The following is a 19,448-nucleotide window of genomic DNA, read 5'->3' as shown; positions in this document are numbered from 1 at the left end:
GAACCCATTCCACTCCCCCGTTACCCAGTGGCGATCACTCCGGGAACCGATGACGTGCATCAGATATCGCCGGGGTGTCATCGACCATGCGCAGTTGAATTGAGAACCAATTGGCGGGACCTCATAGGCACTTACACGCCAATCTTTGCGGCTCACCCAGAGATTAGGTCGCGAACGTGAACCCGTCAACGGCGGTCCTTTCCGCTTCATGAATAGGCTCAGCAACCTCCTCCACCACCACGTTCCGCACCTCCCGCGAGCCCGTAGATGTCAGGAAGCTGCACCCCTGACGCACATTCGCACCACTCACACTCCACTTACTCTTCCGTATGTGACCGGACGGTCACGCAGCGAAGTCACGCCTGTCCCATAGAGGACAGCCGTAGCCGTCAACCTCAGAGCCCGTCCTACGCTCTTCCCGTGACCGCACTCCAGGCCCCCGCAGCCACCGATGTGGCCGTCCACTGGTGGCAACTCGCCGGGAACAGCACCGATTCGGCCGATCTCGCCGTACTCGGCCCGAGCGAGCGCGAAAGGCTGGATCGCATCCAACACCCTTCCCAGGCAGCCGAGTTCGTCGGCAGTCGAGCCGGTGCCCGCCGCATCCTGGCGGAGCTTCTCGGGGTCGCGCCGGACGCCGTCGCCCTGGGCCGGCTGCCGTGCCCCGGATGCGGAGCCGCGGACCACGGACCGCCGGCGGTGCTGCATCCGCGAAGCCCGTTCCGGATCAGCCTCTCGCACGCGTCGGGCCGCTGCCTGCTGGCCGTCGCCCAGGTTCCGGTCGGCGTCGACATCGAGGCCGAACGACCGTTGAACATCGATGAGTTGGCACGCGTCGCCCTCACGGCCGGCGAGCATCGGCAGCTGCTCGGCCTGCCGGCCGGAGCGGCCCGCGACCGCGCCTTCCTCCGCTGCTGGACACGGAAGGAAGCCGCGCTCAAGGCGCTCGGAACCGGTATCGCGACGGACCTGTCCCGCATCGAGACGCACCCGGAACGCCGAGGTCCGGTCACGGTCACGGCCGGCCCGCCGGGCACCGCGCGCGACTGGTCCGTGCACGATGTGACCGTCCCGGGACCATGGGTTGCAACCGCGGCGGTGCCCTACGGCGTCTCCGCTCGCGTAACCGTTTCCCAGCGTCCCGGAGTGCATTAGCAAATTTCCCGAGCCCTTTCGCGCCCGTACGGTTCCCCTCCGCGCAATACCGCGTTCATCCGCCTGCCCGTGAACTGCCGCCCGGGCGAGCGATTGTCCGCCCATCGGCCGCCCATTGGACACGCAGTTAAATACGGTGCGGTCAACCGTGCGAGAAAAGACCCAACCGGTCGGTAACCTGCGTCGGATTCTCCGGAGAAATCCGGAACACGGCGAAGAGGGAATAGCGGAAATACCTCGCCGGACCCCGGCCGAAGAGACCTGGACGACCCGCCGGTCCGCCTGCAGGTACGTCTACCGCGCCTCCGCCGCCGCCAGGTCATGGGCGCGCAGCGCCAGCCACAGGTCGTAGCGGGCGCTCGGAGGCCGGAGCAGCGAACGCTGGAGGACCGTTTCGAGCCGGGTGAGGCGCTTGCGGGCGCCGGGCACGCTGATGCCCAGCTCGGCGGCCGCGGGCCCGAGGCGGCCCTCGCAGCGCAGCCAGGTCCGCAGGGTCTCCTCGGAGCCGAGTACGGGGGCCAGTTGCCGGTCCGCCCAGTCCCGTACGGCAGGGCGGCGCAGAACGGCGTCGAGGCCCCGCGCCGGCTCTCGCGGACCGGATCCGCCGGTGGCGTACGGGGCGGGCTCGGGGGTGCACGCCGGGGCGGGGGTGGCGCGGACGCGCAGCGCCAGGTCCAGCGCGGCCTGGTCGGACAGCCGGTGCAGGTCGAGGCCGAGCAGTTCGCCGATGAGCCTCAGCCGGGCGGCGAGGGTGTTGCGGTGGACCTTGAGGTGGTCGGTCGCGTGCGACGAGAACGCCAGCCAGGACGCGGCCGTGGCCGCCAGCTCCTGGCTCCCGGGGTCCTGGGTGCGGCGCGGCACATGGGTCAGCAACGGGGTCAGCAGCTCGTCCGCCCACTGCCGGCCGGCCGGTCCGACGACCAGCGCGGGATCCGGCGAGACCCCGAACCGGGCGTGCCGGGCGGGCAGTTCACGGGCGACGGCCAGGGCGTGGAAGGCCTGGCGGTAGCCGGTGGCGGTGTCAGCCAGCGGCACGGGTTCGCTGACGCCCACCACGCAGTCGCCGACCCGGGCGGCGACGGCCTCGTCGGTCGCGACGGCGTCCGGCTCCATCGCCTCGGCGGGCATCACGAGGATGAGATGGCGGGCGTAGACCGGGCACCGCACGATCCAGGACCGGCCGCCGTCCGCCTCCGCACAGACCCGGGCCACCTCGTCGCGCCCGCCGCCGGAGCACTCCACGACACATACCCGTACCGGATCGGGAAGCCGGGGCCGCAGCGCACCGGCGACCTGCTGGGCGATGGAGAGCTGGCCCGTCATCAGCAGATGCAGCACCGCCTCACGGCCGCGGGACTCGGCGAGGTCCACCCGGCGGCGTTTGCGCTCCAGCGTCTCGGCCTGGAGGCACAGGGCCAGCGGCAGGACCACGTCGGCCAGCAGCGTGGCGAGCCCGGCGGCCACGGGCCGGGGCGCGACGACGACGAGCACCGGCGCGGCACGGTCGTCGGCGCTCAGCGGGAACAACAGGGCCGTGTGCGCACCGGTGTCCAGCGAGTACGCCCGGGCCCCGCGCTCCGTGAGGGCGTTCGCGCCCTCGGCGACGAGCCCCGCGACATCGGGCACCACCACCCGCTCCGTCCGGGCCGCCGCGTGCAGCACCGTCCCGTCCGGCCCGACGAGCCCGGCCCAGCCCTCGGCCCGCCCGGCCAGCCAGCGCAGCAGCTCGGCCGTTCCGCCGGAGCGGGCCAGCCGGTGCATCCGCAGCAGATCGTCCGCACGCTCCTGTGCTCGCATCCGTCCCCCGTTCCAGCCCAGGACACAGCCGCGGTACGGGTGGACCACCCGGCCCGACTGTGCGGACCGATACCCCCGTGGCCGCCCCACTGGGCGTATTGAATCTCCCGGTTCCCTACCCGCCGTTCTATCGTCCGAACGTGTTCCGGCACGTCGGGGGAGACGGGGGAAGGCCGGAACGCTCGGGGGCGCGGCGGCAGCGGCTCACGGGGGTGGTCGCTGTCGCCGGTTCCCGGCCGGCGCACCGCCGCCCGGGCCCGCCCGCCGGCCCCGATTGTCAGTGGTGCCTCCTAACGTCGTACGCGGAAGTCGGTTTCCCCTTTCCGGCCTCCGGCTCCCGACGTCCGAGGAAAGGCGCCCCCATGGAGTTCCGTATCGAACGCAGTGCCCTGACCGAGGCCGTGGCCTGGGCCGCCCGTGTGCTGCCCGTACGGTCACCCGTCCCGGTGCTGGGCGGCCTGCTGCTGGACGCGGCGGGCGAGGGCGGGCGGCTGCGGATCTCCGGGCTGGACTACGAGGCGTCCGCGCGTATCGACGTGGACGCCGAGGTCGTGCGGCCCGGGCGGGTGCTCGTCATGGGGCGGCGGCTGCTGGACATCTGCAAGGTGCTGCCCGAGGGCCCCGTGGAGTGCGCGGTGGAGGGCTCGCGGTTCACGGTCGCGGGCGACGGCGCCCGGTTCGGCCTCTCCGTGCTGCCCCTGGACGACTACCCGGCACTGCCCGCGCTGCCGCAGGTCCGGGGCTCGGTGGACGCGGAGCTGTTCGCGTCGGCCGTGGCCGATGTGGCGGTGGCCGCCGGTCGCGACGACACCCTGCCCGCGCTCACCGGAATCCGGCTGGCCCTGGACGGCGACACGATGACGCTCGCCGCGACCGACCGCTACCGCTTCGCCGTACGCACCCTCCCGTGGAAGGCGACCGCCCCCGGCGAGAGCGCCGACGTCATCGTCTCCGCCCGCCGCCTCACCGAGATCGCCCGCTCGCTGGGCCGGTCCGGGCTGGTGAGCGTCGCCCTGGACGCCGGTTCGGCGGGCTTCGAGCACGCCGGGACGCGGACCACCGTGCGCCTCCTGGAGGGCCGACTGCCGCGCCACGAGAAGCTGTTCACGATGACGGACCCGGCGGTCGCGGTGGTGGACCGGGCCCGGCTGACGGAGGCCGTCAAGCGGGTCTCCGTCGTCGCCGACGGGGACAGCCCGGTGCAGATGACCTTCTCCCGCGCCGACGCCTCGGTCCTGCTCCGGGCGGGTTACGAGGACGATGTGGCCTCCCAGCGGCTGCCGGCCGACCTGGAGGGGGCCGAGGAGCTGACGGTGGCCTTCAACCCCGGCTATCTGGCCGACGCCTTGGCCTCGTTCACGGATCCCGCGCTGCGGCTCCTGCTGCTGGGGGCCGGCCAGCGCGCGATGATCACGGACGAGGCGGGCACGGACGCCCACCGCCACCTGCTGATGTCGGTGAAGCCCCAGCTGGCGTGAGCGCGCCCGGACCGGCCCCGCTCAGGCGTCAGTTACGCGGCCGGACACCCGCCGTGTCGACCACCGCCGTCTCGATCACCGCGCTGTCACCGAGCAGGTCGCCCTTCTTCCCGTACTCCGTGTCCTTCGTCAGATAGCTGCGCCGGCCGAGGAAGGACAGCCCGTCCGGGTCGAAGACCCACTCCGTGCGCTCCGCCGACCGGGCGTCCTCGCGGGCGATGCCCACGCCCTTGCGGCCCAGCGCGTCCACCGCGTCGGGGGCCTGGGTGACGCCGGGGATGAGCGCGGCCGCCTTGTAGAGCGCGGCGGCGGTGCCGGGCGGCAGGAGCGTGTCACCGATCAGGCCCCCGATCGCCTCGAAGACGGCCTGGTCGGGGTCGTCCCCCTCGAACGTCGGGGTGATCTCGGAGAGATAGTCCAACAGGGCCCGCGGATCGGTCGGCAGGGTGGACAGCCAGCGGTAGGTGGGCCGGAAGAGGCCCGGCCGGGTGCCCTCGCTGTCGCCCAGTTCGGCGTTGATCGGCAGGGTCTCCCCGCCCACGCGGCTCAGGCCGAGCTTCTTCTGCGGGCCGGGCTTCTGCGAGAACCAGGACTCCGACTCCTGCAGCGGTCCGACGACCAGCTTGCCGCTCGTCAGGTCGACGTCCCGGCCCGTGCCGCGTGTGTAGACGAACTGGTCGTCCCGGACCGGCAGGGCCTCGCCCTTCCCCGCCGCGTCCGAGATGCGCAGGAGCACCTGGGACACCGATCGGGTGTCCCCCGTGGAGCCCGTGCCCGCCGGGCCGCCGCTCTGTGCCGCGTAGCCCAGGACCAGCGCCCCGGCCACGGCCAGCGCGGTGGCGGGCGCCAGGAAGGAGGGGCGCAGCAGGCGTGACCGGGCGGGGCGGTCGGCTCGCTCGCGGGCGCGGGCGGTGTCGTCGTCGATCAGGTTCATCAGGCGTTCCCTGTGGTACTCGTGACGGCCCGGCGGAAGGTCGGTCCCGGGGGCCGGCGGCAGCAGCCGCGCCAGTTCGGCGCGCTCGGCCGCGTACGCTTCGCGGCCGTCGTCGGTGCCCGTCATCGCGATCCCCTCTCGCTCGGCAGGGCGACGAACGCCGCCCTGCCTCCTACCTCTCCGCGGCCCCGGCCGGGTTCCCGCGTCCCCTGCGCCTCCCGTGCCTCCTGCGCGAGCCGTTCGTCCGCCAGCGCGCGCAGCCGCTTCCGGGCCCGGGAGAGCCGGGAGCGTACGGTGCCCACGGGCACGCCCAGGGCGTCCGCCGTCTGCGCGTAGTCGAGCCCGGCCCAGACGTGGAGCGCGAGCACCTCCCGCTCGGGCCCCCGGAGCCGGTCGAGGACCGCGCGTACGGCCGCGAGTTCCCGCCGGTGGTCCAGCCGTTCGGCGGACGCCTCGGCGAAGTCGGCGGTCTCCTCGGGCTTCGGCTGCCGGGCCAGGAAGGCGAGCCGGCGGCCGACTCCACGCCGGTGGTTGCGCGCCTTGTTGGTGGCGATGCCCAGCAGCCAGGGCCCCAGCGGCCCGCCCTCGGCACGGACCTGGTCGCGGGTGCGCCAGGCGGCGAGGAAGGTCTCCGACATCACGTCCTCGGCGGCCGAGAGGTCCCCGGTCAATCGGGCGGCATGGCGGTGGACGGCCGCCGCGTACCGGTCGTAGAGGTCCGCGAAGGCCTCCCGGTCACCGGCCCGGATCCGCTCCCGTACTTCGTTGTGTTCCACGCCCCGTACCTCTCCGCGCCCGCGGGCCGGTTCCCGTGGTCCGCGTCACAAGGGGCGGTCGGGGCGGGCGGGTTCCGGACGTCCGGCCGGTCCCGGTCATCCTGCCGACCGGGACCCGGACGCCGAAACGGGGGGTGCGCTCCGGCTCTCGCCGGACGCACCCCCCGCTCGGGTGGGGTCTTCAGCTGCCCTCTCGGGCCGGGGTCAGCAGCTCAGGTTCGAGCCGGTGGTGGTGCCGAGCACCTGGGTGAACTGCGTGAACTTGTCGATCCGGCTCTGGACCTGGGCCGGGTTGCCGCCGTTGCACTCGATCGAACCATTGATGGAGCGGATGGTCTCGCCGAAGCCGGCGTTGTTGACGATGGCGTTGTGGCCGGTCATCGTGCCGGGGCCGCTCTGGGTGTTCCAGTACCAGAGGCCGGTCTTCCAGGCGATGGCGGAGTTCTGCTCCACGAGGTACGGGTTGTTCAGCAGGTCGATGCCCAGCGCGTCACCGGCCGCCTTGTAGTTGAAGTTCCAGCTCAGCTGGATGGGGCCCTTGCCGTAGTACGCGGACTGGCCGGCCGGGCAGCCGTAGGGCTGGCTCGCGTCGCAGTAGTGCGGGTAGTTCGCCTCGTTGACTTCCTTGATGTACACCAGCCCGCCGGTCTCGTGGCTGACGTTGGCGAGGAAGGCCGCGGCCTCCCGCTTCTTGATCTCGTCGCTTCCGGTGTTGGCGAAGGCCGGGTAGGCGCTCAGGGCGTCGGTCAGACCCTGGTAGGTGTAGAAGGCGTTCCGGTTCGGGAACATCTGGTTGAACTGGGCCTCGCTGACGACGAAGCCGTTGCTCTGGCCCGGGTCCTCACCGCCGCCGGTGCCGCAGGCGCCGTTGTCGGCCCAGACGTCGGAGCTGCCCGGCGTCTCGTTCTGGGTCCACCACTTGGCGGTGTAGTTGCGGCCGTTGTAGGAGGCGGTGCCGCCTCCGGTGTAGACCGCGGAGGAGTTCCAGGCCGTGGCACAGGTGGCGGCCTGCGCGGTGGCGGCGGGGAGGACGACGAGCGCCGCGACGATCGCGCCGAGCGCGACCAGCAGGGCCATGACACGTCGAATCACGTGATCACACTCCTTAGACGCGGCGCGACGTCCGGCCGTGCGCCGCCGTGGGGGTGCCCGACACTCAAGCGAGGATGGTCTGGACCTGTCAAGGTCTAGACCATCCTCGAAAAAGGCGCAGGTTGCACCGGACCCGGCCGGACCGGCCCGGAGCGTTCGCGTCAAGAGCGCTCTCAACAGCCCCTATTCCGGAGGGAGTCCATCCGGATCTCCCGCGAACAGGGGTGCGGCCGAAGGTAAAATCTTCCGGCCCGCCCAGCATGCGGACGGTTCCGGCCACCCGGCGGACGCGCTCGCCGCCGTCGGTCCGCCGGGTTCCGGTTCCGCTTCAGCAGGTGAGCCCGGACCCCGGCGCCACCCCGACGATGCCCGTGATGCGCTCGTACCGCTCCACCCGCGCGGCCACCGACTCCGGGTTGCCGCCGTCGCACTCCAGGGCGCCGTTGAGCGAGCGGATCGTCTCGCCGAAGCCCGCGCCGCCGACCATCGCCTCGTGCGAGGTCATGGTGCCGGGGCCGTTCTGGGTGTTCCAGTACCAGAGGGCGGTGGCCCAGGCGACGGACGGATCCCGCTCGACCAGCCACGGGTCGTTCAGCAGATCGAGCCCGAGGGCGTCCCCGGCGGCCTTGTAGTTGAAGTTCCAGCTGAACATGATCGGGCCGCGCCCGTAGTACGCCTCACGGCCCGCCGGGCAGCCGAAGGGCTGGGTGTCGTCGCACTTGCGCCAGTAGTTGGCCTCGTTGATCTCCTTGACGTACTTCAGCCCCACCGACTCGAAGTCCGCGTGCGTCAGGAACGCCGCCGCCTCCCGGGCCCGGGTCTGCGGCGTACCGACGTTGGCGAAGTGCGGGTAGGCGTGCAGCGCGTCGATCAGGCCCTGGTACGTGTAGAAGGGGTCGCGGTCCGGGAAGATCGCGTCGAACTCCGCCTCGCCGATGACGAAGTCGGACACCCCTCCCGTACAGGCGCCCCGGTCCGCCCAGGCGGAGCCCGCGCCCGGATTCTCGCCGCGCGTCCACCACTTGGCGCTCCAGTTGCGGCCGTGGTGGGAGACGGTGTCCCCGGCGCGGTAGTCGGCCGTCGCGCTGTGGAGCGGCGCGCAGGGCTCGGCGGCGGGGGCCGAGGCGGAGGCGGCGGGGGCCGCCGTGACGAGGGCGGCGGCGAGGACGGCGAGCGTGGCGGGCACGGTCAGGAGCCTCGCGAGGCGATCGGTGCGGTCGATGCGGAACAGGGCTGCTCACTCCTTCGACGCGGTCCACCGAGCGCCCGAGCGCCCCGGCGGGCCGACATGGGGATCACCAGCCAAACCGCATTGGTCTGGACCTGTCAAGGTCTGGACCGGCCGGGAAAAGCCGTGGGGCCCGGGGTCGTTGCGACCCCGGGCCCCACCGGCAGAGCACCGCCTACAGGAACGAGTTGATCTCGATCGTCTCGGTCCGGCCGGGGCCGACGCCGATCGCGGAGATCGGTGCGCCCGACATCTCCTCCAGGGCCTTCACGTACGCCTGCGCGTTCTTCGGCAGGTCGGAGAAGGTCTTGGCCTTGGTGATGTCCTCGGACCAGCCCGGGAGGTTCTCGTAGATCGGCTTCGCGTGGTGGAAGTCGGTCTGGTTGTACGGGAGTTCCTCGACGCGCTTGCCGTCGATCTCGTACGCCACGCAGACCGGGATCTGCTCCCAGCCGGTGAGCACGTCGAGCTTGGTGAGGAAGAAGTCGGTCAGGCCGTTGACCCGGGTCGCGTACCGCGCGATCGGGGCGTCGAACCAGCCGCAGCGGCGGTCACGGCCGGTGGTGACACCGCGCTCGCCGCCGATGCGCCGCAGCGCCTCGCCGTCCTCGTCGTGCAGCTCGGTCGGGAACGGACCGGCGCCGACCCGCGTCGTATAGGCCTTGAGGATGCCGATGACGCGGCTGATCTTCGTCGGGCCGACACCGGCGCCGGTGCAGGCACCGCCCGCCGTCGGGTTCGACGAGGTGACGAAGGGATACGTGCCGTGGTCGACGTCGAGCAGGGTGCCCTGGCCGCCCTCGAAGAGCACGACCTTGCCCTCGTCGATGGCATCGTTCAGGATCAGGGTCGTGTCGGCGACGAACGGCTTGATCTGCTCCGCGTACTGGAGCATGTCCTCGACGACCTTGCCGGCCTCGATGGCCCGGCGGTTGAAGACCTTGGCCAGGAGCTGGTTCTTCTGCTCCAGGGCCGCCTCCACCTTCTGCTCCAGGATCGACTCGTCGTAGAGGTCCTGGACGCGGATCCCCACCCGGTTGATCTTGTCGGCGTACGTCGGACCGATGCCCCGGCCCGTCGTGCCGATCTTGCGCTTCCCCAGGAAGCGCTCGGTCACCTTGTCGAGCGTGACGTTGTACGGAGTGATCAAATGAGCGTTGCCGCTGATCAGAAGCTTGGACGTGTCGACGCCTCGCTCGTTCAGACCGCTCAGCTCGGAGAGCAGGACCGCCGGGTCGACCACGACACCGTTCCCGATGACCGGGGTACAGCCCGGCGACAGGATTCCGGAGGGGAGGAGATGCAGTGCGTACTTCTGGTCGCCCACGACGACCGTGTGACCGGCGTTGTTACCGCCTTGGTATCGCACGACATAGTCCACGGATCCACCGAGGAGGTCGGTGGCCTTCCCCTTGCCCTCGTCACCCCACTGAGCACCGAGCAGCACAAGTGCGGGCACAGGCGTACACCCCTTCCGGGCGGGGCATGTCCAAGGTCAGGGGGCGTACGTAAAGGTCGTACCTGCCGCACGACGATGTACGGCAAAGCCTGAGCCGTCGAACCGGGTGCCCCGGAATAGACGAAGCCCCTGGCGCAATAGCGCAAGGGGCTCTTGCACCAAGATGCTACCCGAGGAAGGACCGAGGTGTCGGCTGCAGAGCCCCCCGGCGACGGCGACGACCAGCTCCTGGTGGTCATCGACCCGGTCGCCCGCCGGACCGACGGCGAGTCCGTGCGCATCGCCAGGGACGTGCTGAGCGCCGGCTCGCACGCCAAGATCTGCCTTCCGGACACCCCCGAGGAGTTCGCCCGGGCCCTGTCCCGGCGGGGTGCGCGGCGGCCCGTGGTGGTCGGCGACGATCATGCGCTGCTGCGCGCGGTGGCCCAGCTGCACCGCGAACGGGAGCTGGCCGACGGCGTCCTCTCCCTGATCCCCGTCGGCGCGGCGCACGCCCTGGAGGTGGCCCACGCCCTCGGCGTCCCCCGGGGCGCGGTGGCGGCCGCCCGGACCGCGCTGGACGGTGCGGTACGGCGGCTGGACCTCCTGGTCGACGACAGCGACGGCGTGGTCCTCGGCCGCCTGCGCATCCCCGCCCCGGCCCCGCCGCCCGGCCCGGGCGGCCCGCCCTCGGGCGTCACGGCCGTCTGGGACACCTGCCGCTCGCTGATGACGTCCCTGGTCCGCCCGGCCCCGGTCGCCGCCGCCACGCACCCGGGCGCCCACCGCCTGCGCATCGAGGCGGACGGGGTGCTGCTGAGCGACCTGGACACGCCGGTCCGGGGCATCTCGGTGACCTCGCAGGGCGGCGGCGGCCTGGCCGACGTCGTCGTCCGCACCGCGTCGGGCGAGGAGGTGACGGCGGAGGCCAAGGCCGTCACCGTCTCCGGCGCGGACTTCCGCTACCGGGCCGACATACAGACCGGGGGCCCGGTGCGCACCCGGACCTGGACGGTCCGGGCGGGCGCCTGGGGGCTGATGCTGCCGGACCCGGCGAGCGCGGAGGCGACAGCGGGCGCACGCTGGTAGGAGACGCCCGGAACGTCCCGGAGGTGTTCGTCATGACCAGGATCGCTGTCGGATGGCACATCGACCTCGAATTCGAGGAGGACACCCACCGCACCCGCGCGGCGGCGCTCGTCCGCCTCTCCGACGGAACAGAGGTACGCGCCCACGGCTACGCCAGCCGCCACCCCTCGGACACCGACCAGCAGCGGGTCGGCGAGGAGATCGCGGGGGCCAGGGCGCTGAACGAACTGGCGATGAAACTGCTGACCAAGGCCCACGACGAGATCGACGAGGCATCGGGCCGACGGTCGTACCCGCTGGCTCCTTGACCACCGGCCGGACGTCGACCACCGGTCCGGACGTCGACCGCCCGGACGTCCGACGTCGACCGCGTCAGTCCTTCGAGGCGTCGGGCGAAGGGAAGGTCAGCGTCGCGCGGTGCGCCTTCCAGCGGTCCATCATGCCCACCAGCTCGTCCTGGACGAACTCGAAGAACGCGGCCGTCTCGGCCAGCCGGGCCCCGGCCGGGGTGTCCTCGCCCAGGGTGCGGGCGCCTTCCTTGAGGGTCTCCTCCCAGCGGGTCAGGACCCGGTCCCGCTGGGCGAACGTGGTGTACCAGATCTCGTTCTGCAGGCGGTAGCGGTCGCGCCGGGAGCCCGGCTCGCGCTCCCGGCTCACCATGCTGACCTGGGTGAGGTAGCTGACCGCGCCGGAGACGGCGGCCGGGCTGATCTGCAGGGCGAGCGCCAGCTCCGCCGAGGTCATCGCGGCGTCGTCGTCGACGAGGAGCGCGGCGAAGACGCGGGAGGCCATGCGCTGCATGCCCGCCTCCGTCATGTCGGCGGCGAACCGCTCCACGAAGCGGGAGACGGCCTCGGAGTTCGGGGGGCCCGGCTGGTTGTCGGTACGCATGGCTTGATTTTATACGCTTCCTTAACTTCACACATTTGTGAAAGTAGCGTATGTTCAGAATCATGGAGAAGGCAATCAGGGTGGCCGGGCTGCACAAGTCGTTCGGGCGCACCCACGCTCTGGACGGCCTCGACCTCACCGTCGAGACCGGAGAGGTGCACGGCTTCCTGGGTCCCAACGGGTCGGGGAAGTCGACCACCATCCGCGTCCTGCTGGGCCTGCTGCGGGCCGACGCCGGGACGGCCCGCCTTCTCGGCGGGGACCCGTGGCACGACGCCGTGGATCTGCACCGCCGCGTGGCGTATGTCCCCGGGGACGTGGCCCTGTGGCGCAATCTGTCCGGCGGGGAGGTCATCGACCTGTACGGCAGACTGCGCGGCGGCCTGGACACGGCCCGCCGGGCGAAGCTGCTGGAGCGTTTCGATCTCGACCCCACGAAGAAGGGCCGGACGTACTCCAAGGGCAACCGGCAGAAGGTCGCGCTGGTGGCCGCGTTCGCCTCGGACGTGGATCTGCTGATCCTGGACGAGCCGACCAGCGGGCTGGACCCCCTCATGGAGGAGGTCTTCCAGAGCTGTGTCGAGGAGGAGCGGCGGCGGGGACGGACCGTACTGCTCTCCAGCCATATCCTCAGCGAGGTCGAATCCCTCTGCGACCGGGTCAGCATCATCCGGCAGGGCCGGACCGTGGAGACGGGTTCACTGGCCGAGCTGCGTCATCTGACCCGCACGAGCATCACCGCCGAGCTCGCGGAACCCCCCGTCGGACTCGACCGGCTCCCGGGGGTGCACGATGTCGACCTTCAGGGGACGCGGATCCGCCTCCAGGTCGAGACGCATCTGCTGGACGCCGTCCTCACCGCCCTCACCGCCGCCGGGGTGCGCTCCCTGACCAGCAGCCCGCCCACGCTGGAGCAGCTGTTCCTCCGCCACTACACGGCGGACCGGGCCGAGGGCTCCCCCGACGGCGACCGGACCCCGGCCGACGGGGCGGAGGCCGGAGCGTGATGACCACGGCGAACGACGCGGCAGCGGCCGGGGCGGCGGGCACGGAAGCAGCCCGGCCGGCGGACGGGGGCGCGGTGGGCCGGGCCGGGGGCCGGGGGCGGTTCACCGGGACCGGGACCCTGCTGCGGCTCGCGCTGCGCCGGGACCGCCTGATGATCCCGGTCTGGGTGCTGGTCCTCGGCGGCTCCTTCGCCTCCGTGGCCTCTTCCCTCGCCTCCCTGTACGACACCGCCGCCCGGCGCGCCGAGCTGGCCGCGTCGATGACCGGCAACAGCTCGCTCCGCTCGCTGTACGGACCGGTGTTCAGCGACAGCCTCGGCGGTCTCGTCGCCTGGCGCATGCTCGGCTTCGGGGCGGCGCTGGCCGCCGTGATGAGCCTGCTCATCGTGGCCCGGCACACCCGCGAGGAGGAGGAGAGCGGCCGTCAGGAGATGCTCTCCTCCGCCGTGGTGGGCCGCTTCGCCCCGCTGTCCGCGGCGCTCCTGACGGCGGTGCTCGCCAACGCCGCGCTCGCCGTGGTGACAGCCGCCGGGCTGATGGGCGCGGGCGCCGGAGGCCCGGGAGCGGTCGCCCTGGCGCTGGGGGTCGCGGGGACCGGTGTGCTGTTCGCCTGCACGGCCGCCGTGGCCGCGCAGCTGACCGAGAACACCCGGCTGGTCAGGGGGCTGACGGCGGCGGGGCTCGGGGCGGCGTTCGTCCTGAAGGCCGCGGGCGACGCGGCCACCGACGACGCGTCCTCCCCGCTGACCTGGCTCTCCCCCATCGGCTGGGCGGAGAATCTGCGCGCCTACGCCTCCGAGCGGTGGTGGGTGCTGCTGCTGTTCACCGCCGCGGTCCTGATCCAGGCCGCCGTCGCGTACGCCCTCACCGCGCGGCGCGATGTGGGGATGAGCTTCCTGCCGAGCCGGCCGGGGCCGCCCGCGGGACGGATCTCCACGGCATCCGGACTGGCCCTGCGGCTGCACCGCCCCACCCTGATCGGCTGGACCCTCTCCTTCGCCGTGGTCGGCGTGGTCTTCGGCGGACTCGCGGACGGGGCCGCCGAGTTGGTCGGGGACAACGCGAAGGCCCAGGAGATCTTCGAGCGGATGGGCGGGGCCGCCGCCCTCACCGACACGTTCCTGGCGGCGATGGCCGGGCTGCTGGGCATGGTGGCCGCGCTGTATGTGGTCGCCTCGGTGCTCCGGCTCCACGGCGAGGAGACGGCGGGCCGGGCCGAGCCGGTTCTCGCGGGCGCGGTGGGCCGGCTCCGCTGGGCGGGCGGCCACCTGGTCGTCGCGTTCGGCGGGGCGGTGCTCCTGCTGGCGGCGGGAGGCCTGGGCCTGGCCCTCGGCCACGGGGACCGCCCGGCCGAGATCATCGGCGCGACCCTGGTCCAGCTGCCCGCCGTCTGGCTGCTGGGCGGAATCACGGTCCTGGTGTACGGGGCTGCCCCGAAGCTGGTGGCCGGGGCCTGGGGGCTGACCGGCCTCTGCCTCGCCATCGGCTGGATCGGCCCGGCCCTGGACCTGCCCCGGTCCGCGATGAATCTCTCCCCCTTCAGCCACCTCCCGAAGCTCCCGGGCCACGCCATGTCCTGGCCGCCCACACTCCTGCTGACCGCGTGCGCCGCCGCCCTGACGACAGCGGGCCTGGCAGCGCTACACCGCCGCGACGTACTGACGTGACCCTCGCCGCGTCTCCGGCCCCTCCGGCATCTCCAGCCCCTCCGGCGTTTGAGGAGCGGGGGTCTGGGGGCAGCGCCCCCGGAAGCGGAACCGGAACCGCGCCCGCACCCCGCCACGTCCCCCCCGGGCATGGAAACCCAGAACCCCCGGCGCGAAGCCGCCGCCGGCACCGCCGGCTGCCTGACCGCCGCCGTCGGCGCCCTCGCGGGCATCGCGCTGTGGACCCCGTACGGCAAGGCCGGTCTCCTCGACGGCTTCGAGGGCGCCACGAACTGGGACGTGGTCCGGTACGGCCTGCCCCTCATGGTCATCGGCGGGATCGCCGCGGCGCTGGCCGTCTTCGCCGCGGTCCGCGGCCACTGGCTGCGGGCGCTCGGTCTGGTCGCCGCCGTCGCGGGGCTCGCCGCGATCGGTTACGCCGTCGACGCGCTGGCCGGCCCGCCGCGACCGGAGTGCTCCACCCCCTGCTGACCGTCCACCCCCTGCTGACCGCTCCCGCTGACCGCCCCCGCCTACACCTCCGCCCGCAACTCCTTCAGCCCCCGGATCACATACCCCGGGTGCCACTCCGGCTCCGCCGTCATCCGCAGCGCGGGCGCCTTCCGCAGCAGCTCCCCGAAGGACGCGGCCAGCTCCAGCCGGGCCAGCGGGGCGCCCAGGCAGAAGTGAATGCCCGCGCCGAAGGTGATGTGCGGGTTGTCCGTACGCGACAGGTCCAGGACGTCCGGGCGCGCGAACCGCTCCGGGTCCCGGTTGGCCGAGCCGAACAGCAGCGCCACCTCCGCGCCCCGCCCGATCACCTGGCCGTCGATCTCGATGTCGTCCAGTACCCAGCGCTCGAACATCTGCAACGGGGTGTCGTAGCGGAGGAGTTCCTCGATCGCGGTGGGCAGCAGTGCGGGGTCGGCGCGCAGGGCGGCCAGCTGCTCCGGGTGGTGGAAGAGAGTCCGCCAGCCGTTGACGGTGGTGTTCACCGTCGCCTCGTGGCCCGCGTTCAGCAGCAGCACACAGGTGGAGATCATCTCCTGCTCGGTCAGCCGCTCGCCCTCGTCGTGGGCGGCGATGAGCGCCGAGATCAGGTCATCGCCGGGGTCGGCGCGCCGCTCGGCGATCAGCCCGCGCAGATACCCGGAGAAGTCGACGGAGGCGCGGACGGCGGCGGCCGCCGTCTCCTCCGAAGGGTTCAGCTCGAACATTCCGCAGATCGCAGCCGACCAGGGCCGCAGCAGCCCCCGGTCCGCCTCCGGGACGCCCAGCATCTCCGCGATCACCGCGACCGGCAGCGGCTCCGCGACCTCGGCCAGCAGGTCCCCGCCGCCCTTCGCCACGAACGCGTCGACCAGTTCGGCCGCCAGCCGCCGCACGGTCGGGGCCAGGTTCTCGACCGTACGCGGGGTGAACGCCTTGGAGATCAGCCGGCGGATCCGGGGATGGTCGGGGGCCTCCAGATCGAGGATGCCCTGCCCGTTGAGCGTGGTGAACGGCTCGTACGCGGCGGGCGGCGGGGTGCGGCCGAACTCCTCGTGGCTGAAGCGGTGCAGATACGTCCGGCCGAGCCGCCGGTCGCGCAGCAGGGCCGATACGTCGGAGTGGTGCGGGATCAGCCACTGCCCCGTCGGCTCGAACCAGTGCGCCCGGCCGGTGGCGCGCAGCGCGGTGTAGGCGGGGTAGGGATCGGCGACGAACGCGGGCGACCAGGGATCGAAGGACACGTGCATGATCCGACGCTACCCGCGCCCGCGTTCGCCGCAAGGCCCCCGGCACAGCTCCGGGGTTCCGCGCTCACCGGAAGGGCCCCGCACAGCTCCGGCGCAGCTCCGGCTACCCCGGGGTGACCAGACGTGCCTCGTACGCGAACACCGCCGCCTGGGTCCGGTCGCGCAGCCCCAGCTTCACCAGGATGCGGCTGACGTGCGTCTTGATCGTGGACTCGGCGACGATCAGGTGCGAGGCGATCTCCGCGTTGGAGAGGCCCTGCGCGATCAGCACGAGCACCTCCGTCTCGCGCTCGGTGAGATCGCCGATCCGGGCCAGGGCGGGCGGCCGCGGGGTCTCCGCGAGCTTGGAGAACTCGGTGATCAGCCGCTTGGTGACCGTCGGGGCGAGCAGCGCCTCGCCCGAGGCCACCACCCGTACCCCGTCGGCGAGCTGCCGGGCGGAGGCGTCCTTGAGGAGGAAGCCCGAGGCCCCGGCCCGCAGCGCCTGGTAGACGTACTCGTCGAGGTCGAAGGTCGTCAGCACCAGGACCTTCGCGTCGGCGTCCCGTGCGACGATCTCGCGGGTCGCCTCGATGCCGTTCATCTCCGGCATGCGGATGTCCATCAGGACGACGTCCGGGCTCAGGGCGGCGACCTGGGCGAGGGCCTGCTGCCCGTCCACCGCCTCTCCCACGACGGTGATCCCCGGCATCGCGCTGAGCAGGACCGAGAAGCCCTCGCGGACCATCATCTGGTCGTCGACGATCAGGACCCGGATGTCGGTGTCGCTCATGACCGGCCGTCCTGTACGCGTTCGATGACGACCGTTTCACCGTTGCCGCCGCCGTTGCCGTTGCCGTTGCCGCCGCCGTTGCCGTCGGCCGTCTCCCGGGCTTCCCGGGACTCCGGCTGCTCCGGCTCCTGGGACAGCGGTACGGGGAGGAAGACGGCCACCTCGTATCCGCCGTCCGCCGTCGTCCCGGCCGTCATCTCGCCGTTCAGCATCGCGACCCGCTCCCGCATCCCGGTGATCCCGTGCCCGGCCCCCGGCGAGGGCTTGACCAGGCCGCGCGGGGGTCCGTTGACCACGCGCAGCCCGAGCCCGCCGAGGACATAGCCGAGCTCGACCCTGGCGGAGGAGCCCGGCGCGTGCCGCAGGGTGTTGCTCAGGGCCTCCTGGACGATCCGGTACGCCGACAGCTCGACGCCCTGCGGCAGCTCGCGGACGGCCCCGGTGATCACCTTCTCCGTCTCCAGGCCGGTCTCGCGGACGTTGTCCAGGAGCCCGTCGAGCGCGGCGAGGGTGGGCTGCGGGGCGTCCGGGGCCTCGTAGTCCTCCGCCCGTACGACGCCGAGGACGCGGCGCAGTTCGGTGAGGGCGGCGACGGCGTTCTCCCGGATGGTGACGAAGGCCTGCTCCAGCTCCGGCGGCGGGTTCTCGACCCGGTAGGGGGCGGCCTCGGCCTGGATCGCGACGACGGACATGTGGTGGGCCACCACGTCGTGCAGCTCCCGGGCGATGGTGGTGCGCTCCTCCAGCAGGGTGCGCCGGTCGCGCTCGACGGCGGTGACGGTGCGCTGCACGGTGACCTCGCGCTCGGCGTCGCGCCGGATCTGGACCACGGCGACGACGAGCAGCGCGAAGGCGGAGAGCGTCGCCAGGGGCGCGGTGATCGACGGGTCGCCACCCTCCACCAGCATCCCGAACAGCAGGGTCAGCAGCCACATCCAGGCGGCGGTACGGGGCCGGGTCCGGGCGGCCACGACCACCAGGACCACCAGCTGCGCCCCGAAAGCGCTCGGCCCCCACAGCCCCTCGCTGCCCAGGACCGCGCAGAAGACGGTCGCCAGCAGCGACGCCCAGAACGCGGCGACCGGCCTGATGAGGGTCATCGCCACCACGATCGCGGGGACCAGCCCCATCAGGAGGCTGAACTCCCACTCGGCGAACCCGGCCATCATCACGAGGAAGGCGGCGAACAGCACCAGGGCGTGCGGGGTCCAGACGGCGCCCTTGCGCAGCCCCTCGGGCAGCCGCCGCATCAGCCGTCCGTCGGGGTTCAGCGGCGGCAGGGGCCGGTAGGCGAACGCCTGGCGGAAGAGGTCCTCCCGCAGGCCGTCTATCGCCCCTGCGGCTGCCCGGAACTCCGGGCCACTGGTCTTTGTCTGGGTCTCGGTCACGCTTCCACGGTAGGCGGCGGCGGACGGCGGGTCGTCACCATCGCTGCGGATTCCGGGGCGTCCGTCTCAAGGACTACCCGCCTCCGCCGTACCGCTTCAAAAACCGGAGAACACCGGGTCAGCAGCGCTTTCAGGACTGCGCGCGGAAGTGCTCCGCGTGCTCCTCGGCCCACTGCGCGAAGGTCCGCGCCGGCCGCCCGGTGACCTTCTCCACCGTGTCCAGCACGGTCCGGCCCTCCGGCGGCGTGTCCCGGTAGACGTCGATCAGGAACGCGATCACGTCCTCCGGCATGCCCTGGCCCCGCCAGCTCTCCAGCGCCTGTTCCTCGGTGAGCTCGACCAGCTCGACGTCCGCGCCCCGGGCCGCGCCGATGGCCGCCGCCTTGTCGCGGACGGTCAGCACCTGCGGTCCGGTGACCAGGTACTCCTGCCCGCCGTGGCCGTCCTCGGTGAGGGCCGCCGCCGCCACCGCCCCGATGTCCGACTCGTGGACCATCGCGCTCAGCCGGTCGACGAAGGGCTCGCGCACCACGCCCTCGCTCCTGATGCCGGGCGCCCACTCCAAGGCGTTCGCCATGAACTCCACCGGCATCACGACGGTCCAGTCGAACCCGCTCGCCCGCACCGCGCTCTCCATCGGGGTGGCCCCGCCGCCGTGCAGCACGGTCACCCGGCGCACACCCGCCCTCCGGGCCAGACCGAGGATCGCCTCACCGGTCTCCAGCGGGGCGAAGAGACCGCCGCCGAAGGTGATGAGGTGCAGTCCGGTCACCCCGTCCAGCGCCGGCTCCAGCGACGCGGGGTCGGTGAGGTCTCCGCGTACGACGTCGACGCCGGCCGGAAGCTCCGCGCGCGCCGGGTCGCGGGTCAGCGCCCGGACGTGCGCGCCGCGCTCCAGCAGCTGCTCGACCACACGGCGGCCGACCGTTCCCGTTGCTCCGGTCACCAGGATCGTCATGAGGTTCTCCTTCGTCGGTTGCGACTCCGCCCGAGCGGCACAGAACCAACGTAGAGAGCC

At 72.5% G+C, this 19,448-nt stretch carries 18 protein-coding genes; 7 read left to right on the top strand and 11 right to left on the bottom strand.

What is annotated here, in order from left to right; translation table 11 throughout:
* The first annotated feature begins 420 nt into the window (after nt 1–420).
* A complete protein-coding gene (locus ACSMXR_RS19690; RefSeq protein WP_381791306.1) occupies nt 421–1,155 on the top strand; it encodes a 4'-phosphopantetheinyl transferase family protein in 735 nt (244 codons plus the stop codon).
* Nucleotides 1,156–1,449: 294 nt separating this feature from the next.
* On the opposite strand, the gene ACSMXR_RS19685 is transcribed toward ACSMXR_RS19690, so the two are convergent.
* A complete protein-coding gene (locus tag ACSMXR_RS19685) occupies nt 1,450–2,916 on the bottom strand; it encodes a helix-turn-helix domain-containing protein (RefSeq protein ID WP_473172409.1) in 1,467 nt (488 codons plus the stop codon).
* A 398-nt stretch (nt 2,917–3,314) separates the two neighbouring features.
* On the opposite strand from ACSMXR_RS19685, the gene dnaN reads away from it, so the two are divergent.
* Entirely contained in the window at nt 3,315–4,430 is a 1,116-nt protein-coding gene (gene dnaN, locus ACSMXR_RS19680) for a DNA polymerase III subunit beta (RefSeq protein ID WP_473169541.1), read from the top strand.
* A 28-nt stretch (nt 4,431–4,458) separates the two neighbouring features.
* Here the strand turns inward: dnaN and ACSMXR_RS19675 are convergent, their stop codons facing one another.
* The 5 genes from ACSMXR_RS19675 to ACSMXR_RS19655 all read right to left on the bottom strand — a co-directional run bounded on the left by ACSMXR_RS19675 (nt 4,459) and on the right by ACSMXR_RS19655 (nt 9,919).
* On the bottom strand, nt 4,459–5,490 hold the full coding sequence (locus tag ACSMXR_RS19675) for a CU044_5270 family protein (RefSeq protein ID WP_473169540.1): 1,032 nt from the start codon (nt 5,488–5,490) through the stop codon (nt 4,459–4,461).
* Complete coding sequence (locus tag ACSMXR_RS19670; protein ID WP_473169539.1) at nt 5,487–6,140, bottom strand: RNA polymerase sigma factor; 654 nt, start codon at nt 6,138–6,140, stop codon at nt 5,487–5,489. Before ACSMXR_RS19670 ends, ACSMXR_RS19675 begins: the two co-directional genes overlap by 4 nt.
* A 204-nt stretch (nt 6,141–6,344) precedes the next feature.
* Complete coding sequence (locus ACSMXR_RS19665) at nt 6,345–7,232, bottom strand: glycoside hydrolase family 19 protein (protein ID WP_193464635.1); 888 nt, start codon at nt 7,230–7,232, stop codon at nt 6,345–6,347.
* 328 nt (nt 7,233–7,560) lie between these two features.
* On the bottom strand, nt 7,561–8,418 hold the full coding sequence (locus ACSMXR_RS19660; RefSeq protein ID WP_376187784.1) for a glycoside hydrolase family 19 protein: 858 nt from the start codon (nt 8,416–8,418) through the stop codon (nt 7,561–7,563).
* 217 nt (nt 8,419–8,635) lie between these two features.
* Nucleotides 8,636–9,919 carry an adenylosuccinate synthase gene (locus tag ACSMXR_RS19655; RefSeq protein ID WP_473169538.1) on the bottom strand — a complete coding sequence of 428 codons (1,284 nt, stop codon included), beginning with the start codon at nt 9,917–9,919 and terminating at the stop codon, nt 8,636–8,638.
* Nucleotides 9,920–10,105: 186 nt separating this feature from the next.
* Between ACSMXR_RS19655 and ACSMXR_RS19650 the strand changes: the two genes are divergently transcribed.
* Together ACSMXR_RS19650 and ACSMXR_RS19645 are read left to right on the top strand one after the other, a co-directional pair.
* Nucleotides 10,106–10,987 (top strand): diacylglycerol kinase family protein, encoded by an 882-nt coding sequence (locus tag ACSMXR_RS19650; RefSeq protein ID WP_473169537.1) that lies wholly within the window; start codon nt 10,106–10,108, stop codon nt 10,985–10,987.
* A gap of 32 nt (nt 10,988–11,019) precedes the next feature.
* Complete coding sequence (locus ACSMXR_RS19645) at nt 11,020–11,295, top strand: DUF1876 domain-containing protein (protein WP_137229887.1); 276 nt, start codon at nt 11,020–11,022, stop codon at nt 11,293–11,295.
* Nucleotides 11,296–11,359: 64 nt separating this feature from the next.
* Here ACSMXR_RS19645 and ACSMXR_RS19640 read toward each other — a convergent pair whose 3' ends face one another.
* A complete protein-coding gene (locus ACSMXR_RS19640; protein ID WP_137229885.1) occupies nt 11,360–11,878 on the bottom strand; it encodes a GbsR/MarR family transcriptional regulator in 519 nt (172 codons plus the stop codon).
* Between the two features lie 62 nt (nt 11,879–11,940).
* Between ACSMXR_RS19640 and ACSMXR_RS19635 the strand changes: the two genes are divergently transcribed.
* From ACSMXR_RS19635 to ACSMXR_RS19625, 3 genes are all read left to right on the top strand, one after another.
* Nucleotides 11,941–12,885 carry an ABC transporter ATP-binding protein gene (locus ACSMXR_RS19635; RefSeq protein ID WP_473169536.1) on the top strand — a complete coding sequence of 315 codons (945 nt, stop codon included), beginning with the start codon at nt 11,941–11,943 and terminating at the stop codon, nt 12,883–12,885.
* Nucleotides 12,885–14,552, top strand: a complete 1,668-nt coding sequence (locus tag ACSMXR_RS19630; protein WP_473169535.1) for an ABC transporter permease — start codon at nt 12,885–12,887, stop codon at nt 14,550–14,552. The genes ACSMXR_RS19635 and ACSMXR_RS19630 overlap by 1 nt, the downstream gene beginning before the upstream one ends.
* Nucleotides 14,553–14,681: 129 nt before the next feature.
* A complete protein-coding gene (locus tag ACSMXR_RS19625; RefSeq protein ID WP_473169534.1) occupies nt 14,682–15,023 on the top strand; it encodes a hypothetical protein in 342 nt (113 codons plus the stop codon).
* 41 nt (nt 15,024–15,064) lie between these two features.
* On the opposite strand, the gene ACSMXR_RS19620 is transcribed toward ACSMXR_RS19625, so the two are convergent.
* The 4 genes from ACSMXR_RS19620 to ACSMXR_RS19605 all read right to left on the bottom strand — a co-directional run bounded on the left by ACSMXR_RS19620 (nt 15,065) and on the right by ACSMXR_RS19605 (nt 19,388).
* On the bottom strand, nt 15,065–16,270 hold the full coding sequence (locus ACSMXR_RS19620) for a cytochrome P450 (protein ID WP_473169533.1): 1,206 nt from the start codon (nt 16,268–16,270) through the stop codon (nt 15,065–15,067).
* A 103-nt stretch (nt 16,271–16,373) separates the two neighbouring features.
* A complete protein-coding gene (locus tag ACSMXR_RS19615; protein ID WP_473169532.1) occupies nt 16,374–17,042 on the bottom strand; it encodes a response regulator in 669 nt (222 codons plus the stop codon).
* Complete coding sequence (locus tag ACSMXR_RS19610; protein ID WP_473169531.1) at nt 17,039–18,430, bottom strand: sensor histidine kinase; 1,392 nt, start codon at nt 18,428–18,430, stop codon at nt 17,039–17,041. The genes ACSMXR_RS19615 and ACSMXR_RS19610 overlap by 4 nt, the downstream gene beginning before the upstream one ends.
* 130 nt (nt 18,431–18,560) lie before the next feature.
* Nucleotides 18,561–19,388 (bottom strand): NAD(P)H-binding protein, encoded by an 828-nt coding sequence (locus tag ACSMXR_RS19605; RefSeq protein ID WP_473169530.1) that lies wholly within the window; start codon nt 19,386–19,388, stop codon nt 18,561–18,563.
* Between the last annotated feature and the right edge of the window lie 60 nt (nt 19,389–19,448).

The sequence above is a fragment of the Streptomyces sp. DSM 106670 genome (genome assembly GCF_055792845.1).
Note: the sequence above shows the minus strand (reverse complement) of the source record. Positions and strands in the feature narration are given on the sequence as shown.

What these genes read in the sequence shown, in the direction of transcription:
- ACSMXR_RS19685 (WP_473172409.1), bottom strand. Translation starts at nt 2,916, where the DNA reads ATGCACCGGCTGGCCCGCTCCGGCGGAACGGCCGAGCTGCTGCGCTGG.
- dnaN (WP_473169541.1), top strand. Translation starts at nt 3,315, where the DNA reads ATGGAGTTCCGTATCGAACGCAGTGCCCTGACCGAGGCCGTGGCCTGG.
- ACSMXR_RS19675 (WP_473169540.1), bottom strand. Translation starts at nt 5,490, where the DNA reads ATGACGGGCACCGACGACGGCCGCGAAGCGTACGCGGCCGAGCGCGCC.
- ACSMXR_RS19645 (WP_137229887.1), top strand. Translation starts at nt 11,020, where the DNA reads ATGACCAGGATCGCTGTCGGATGGCACATCGACCTCGAATTCGAGGAG.
- ACSMXR_RS19640 (WP_137229885.1), bottom strand. Translation starts at nt 11,878, where the DNA reads ATGCGTACCGACAACCAGCCGGGCCCCCCGAACTCCGAGGCCGTCTCC.
- ACSMXR_RS19635 (WP_473169536.1), top strand. Translation starts at nt 11,941, where the DNA reads ATGGAGAAGGCAATCAGGGTGGCCGGGCTGCACAAGTCGTTCGGGCGC.
- ACSMXR_RS19630 (WP_473169535.1), top strand. Translation starts at nt 12,885, where the DNA reads ATGACCACGGCGAACGACGCGGCAGCGGCCGGGGCGGCGGGCACGGAA.
- ACSMXR_RS19625 (WP_473169534.1), top strand. Translation starts at nt 14,682, where the DNA reads ATGGAAACCCAGAACCCCCGGCGCGAAGCCGCCGCCGGCACCGCCGGC.
- ACSMXR_RS19620 (WP_473169533.1), bottom strand. Translation starts at nt 16,270, where the DNA reads ATGCACGTGTCCTTCGATCCCTGGTCGCCCGCGTTCGTCGCCGATCCC.
- ACSMXR_RS19615 (WP_473169532.1), bottom strand. Translation starts at nt 17,042, where the DNA reads ATGAGCGACACCGACATCCGGGTCCTGATCGTCGACGACCAGATGATG.
- ACSMXR_RS19605 (WP_473169530.1), bottom strand. Translation starts at nt 19,388, where the DNA reads ATGACGATCCTGGTGACCGGAGCAACGGGAACGGTCGGCCGCCGTGTG.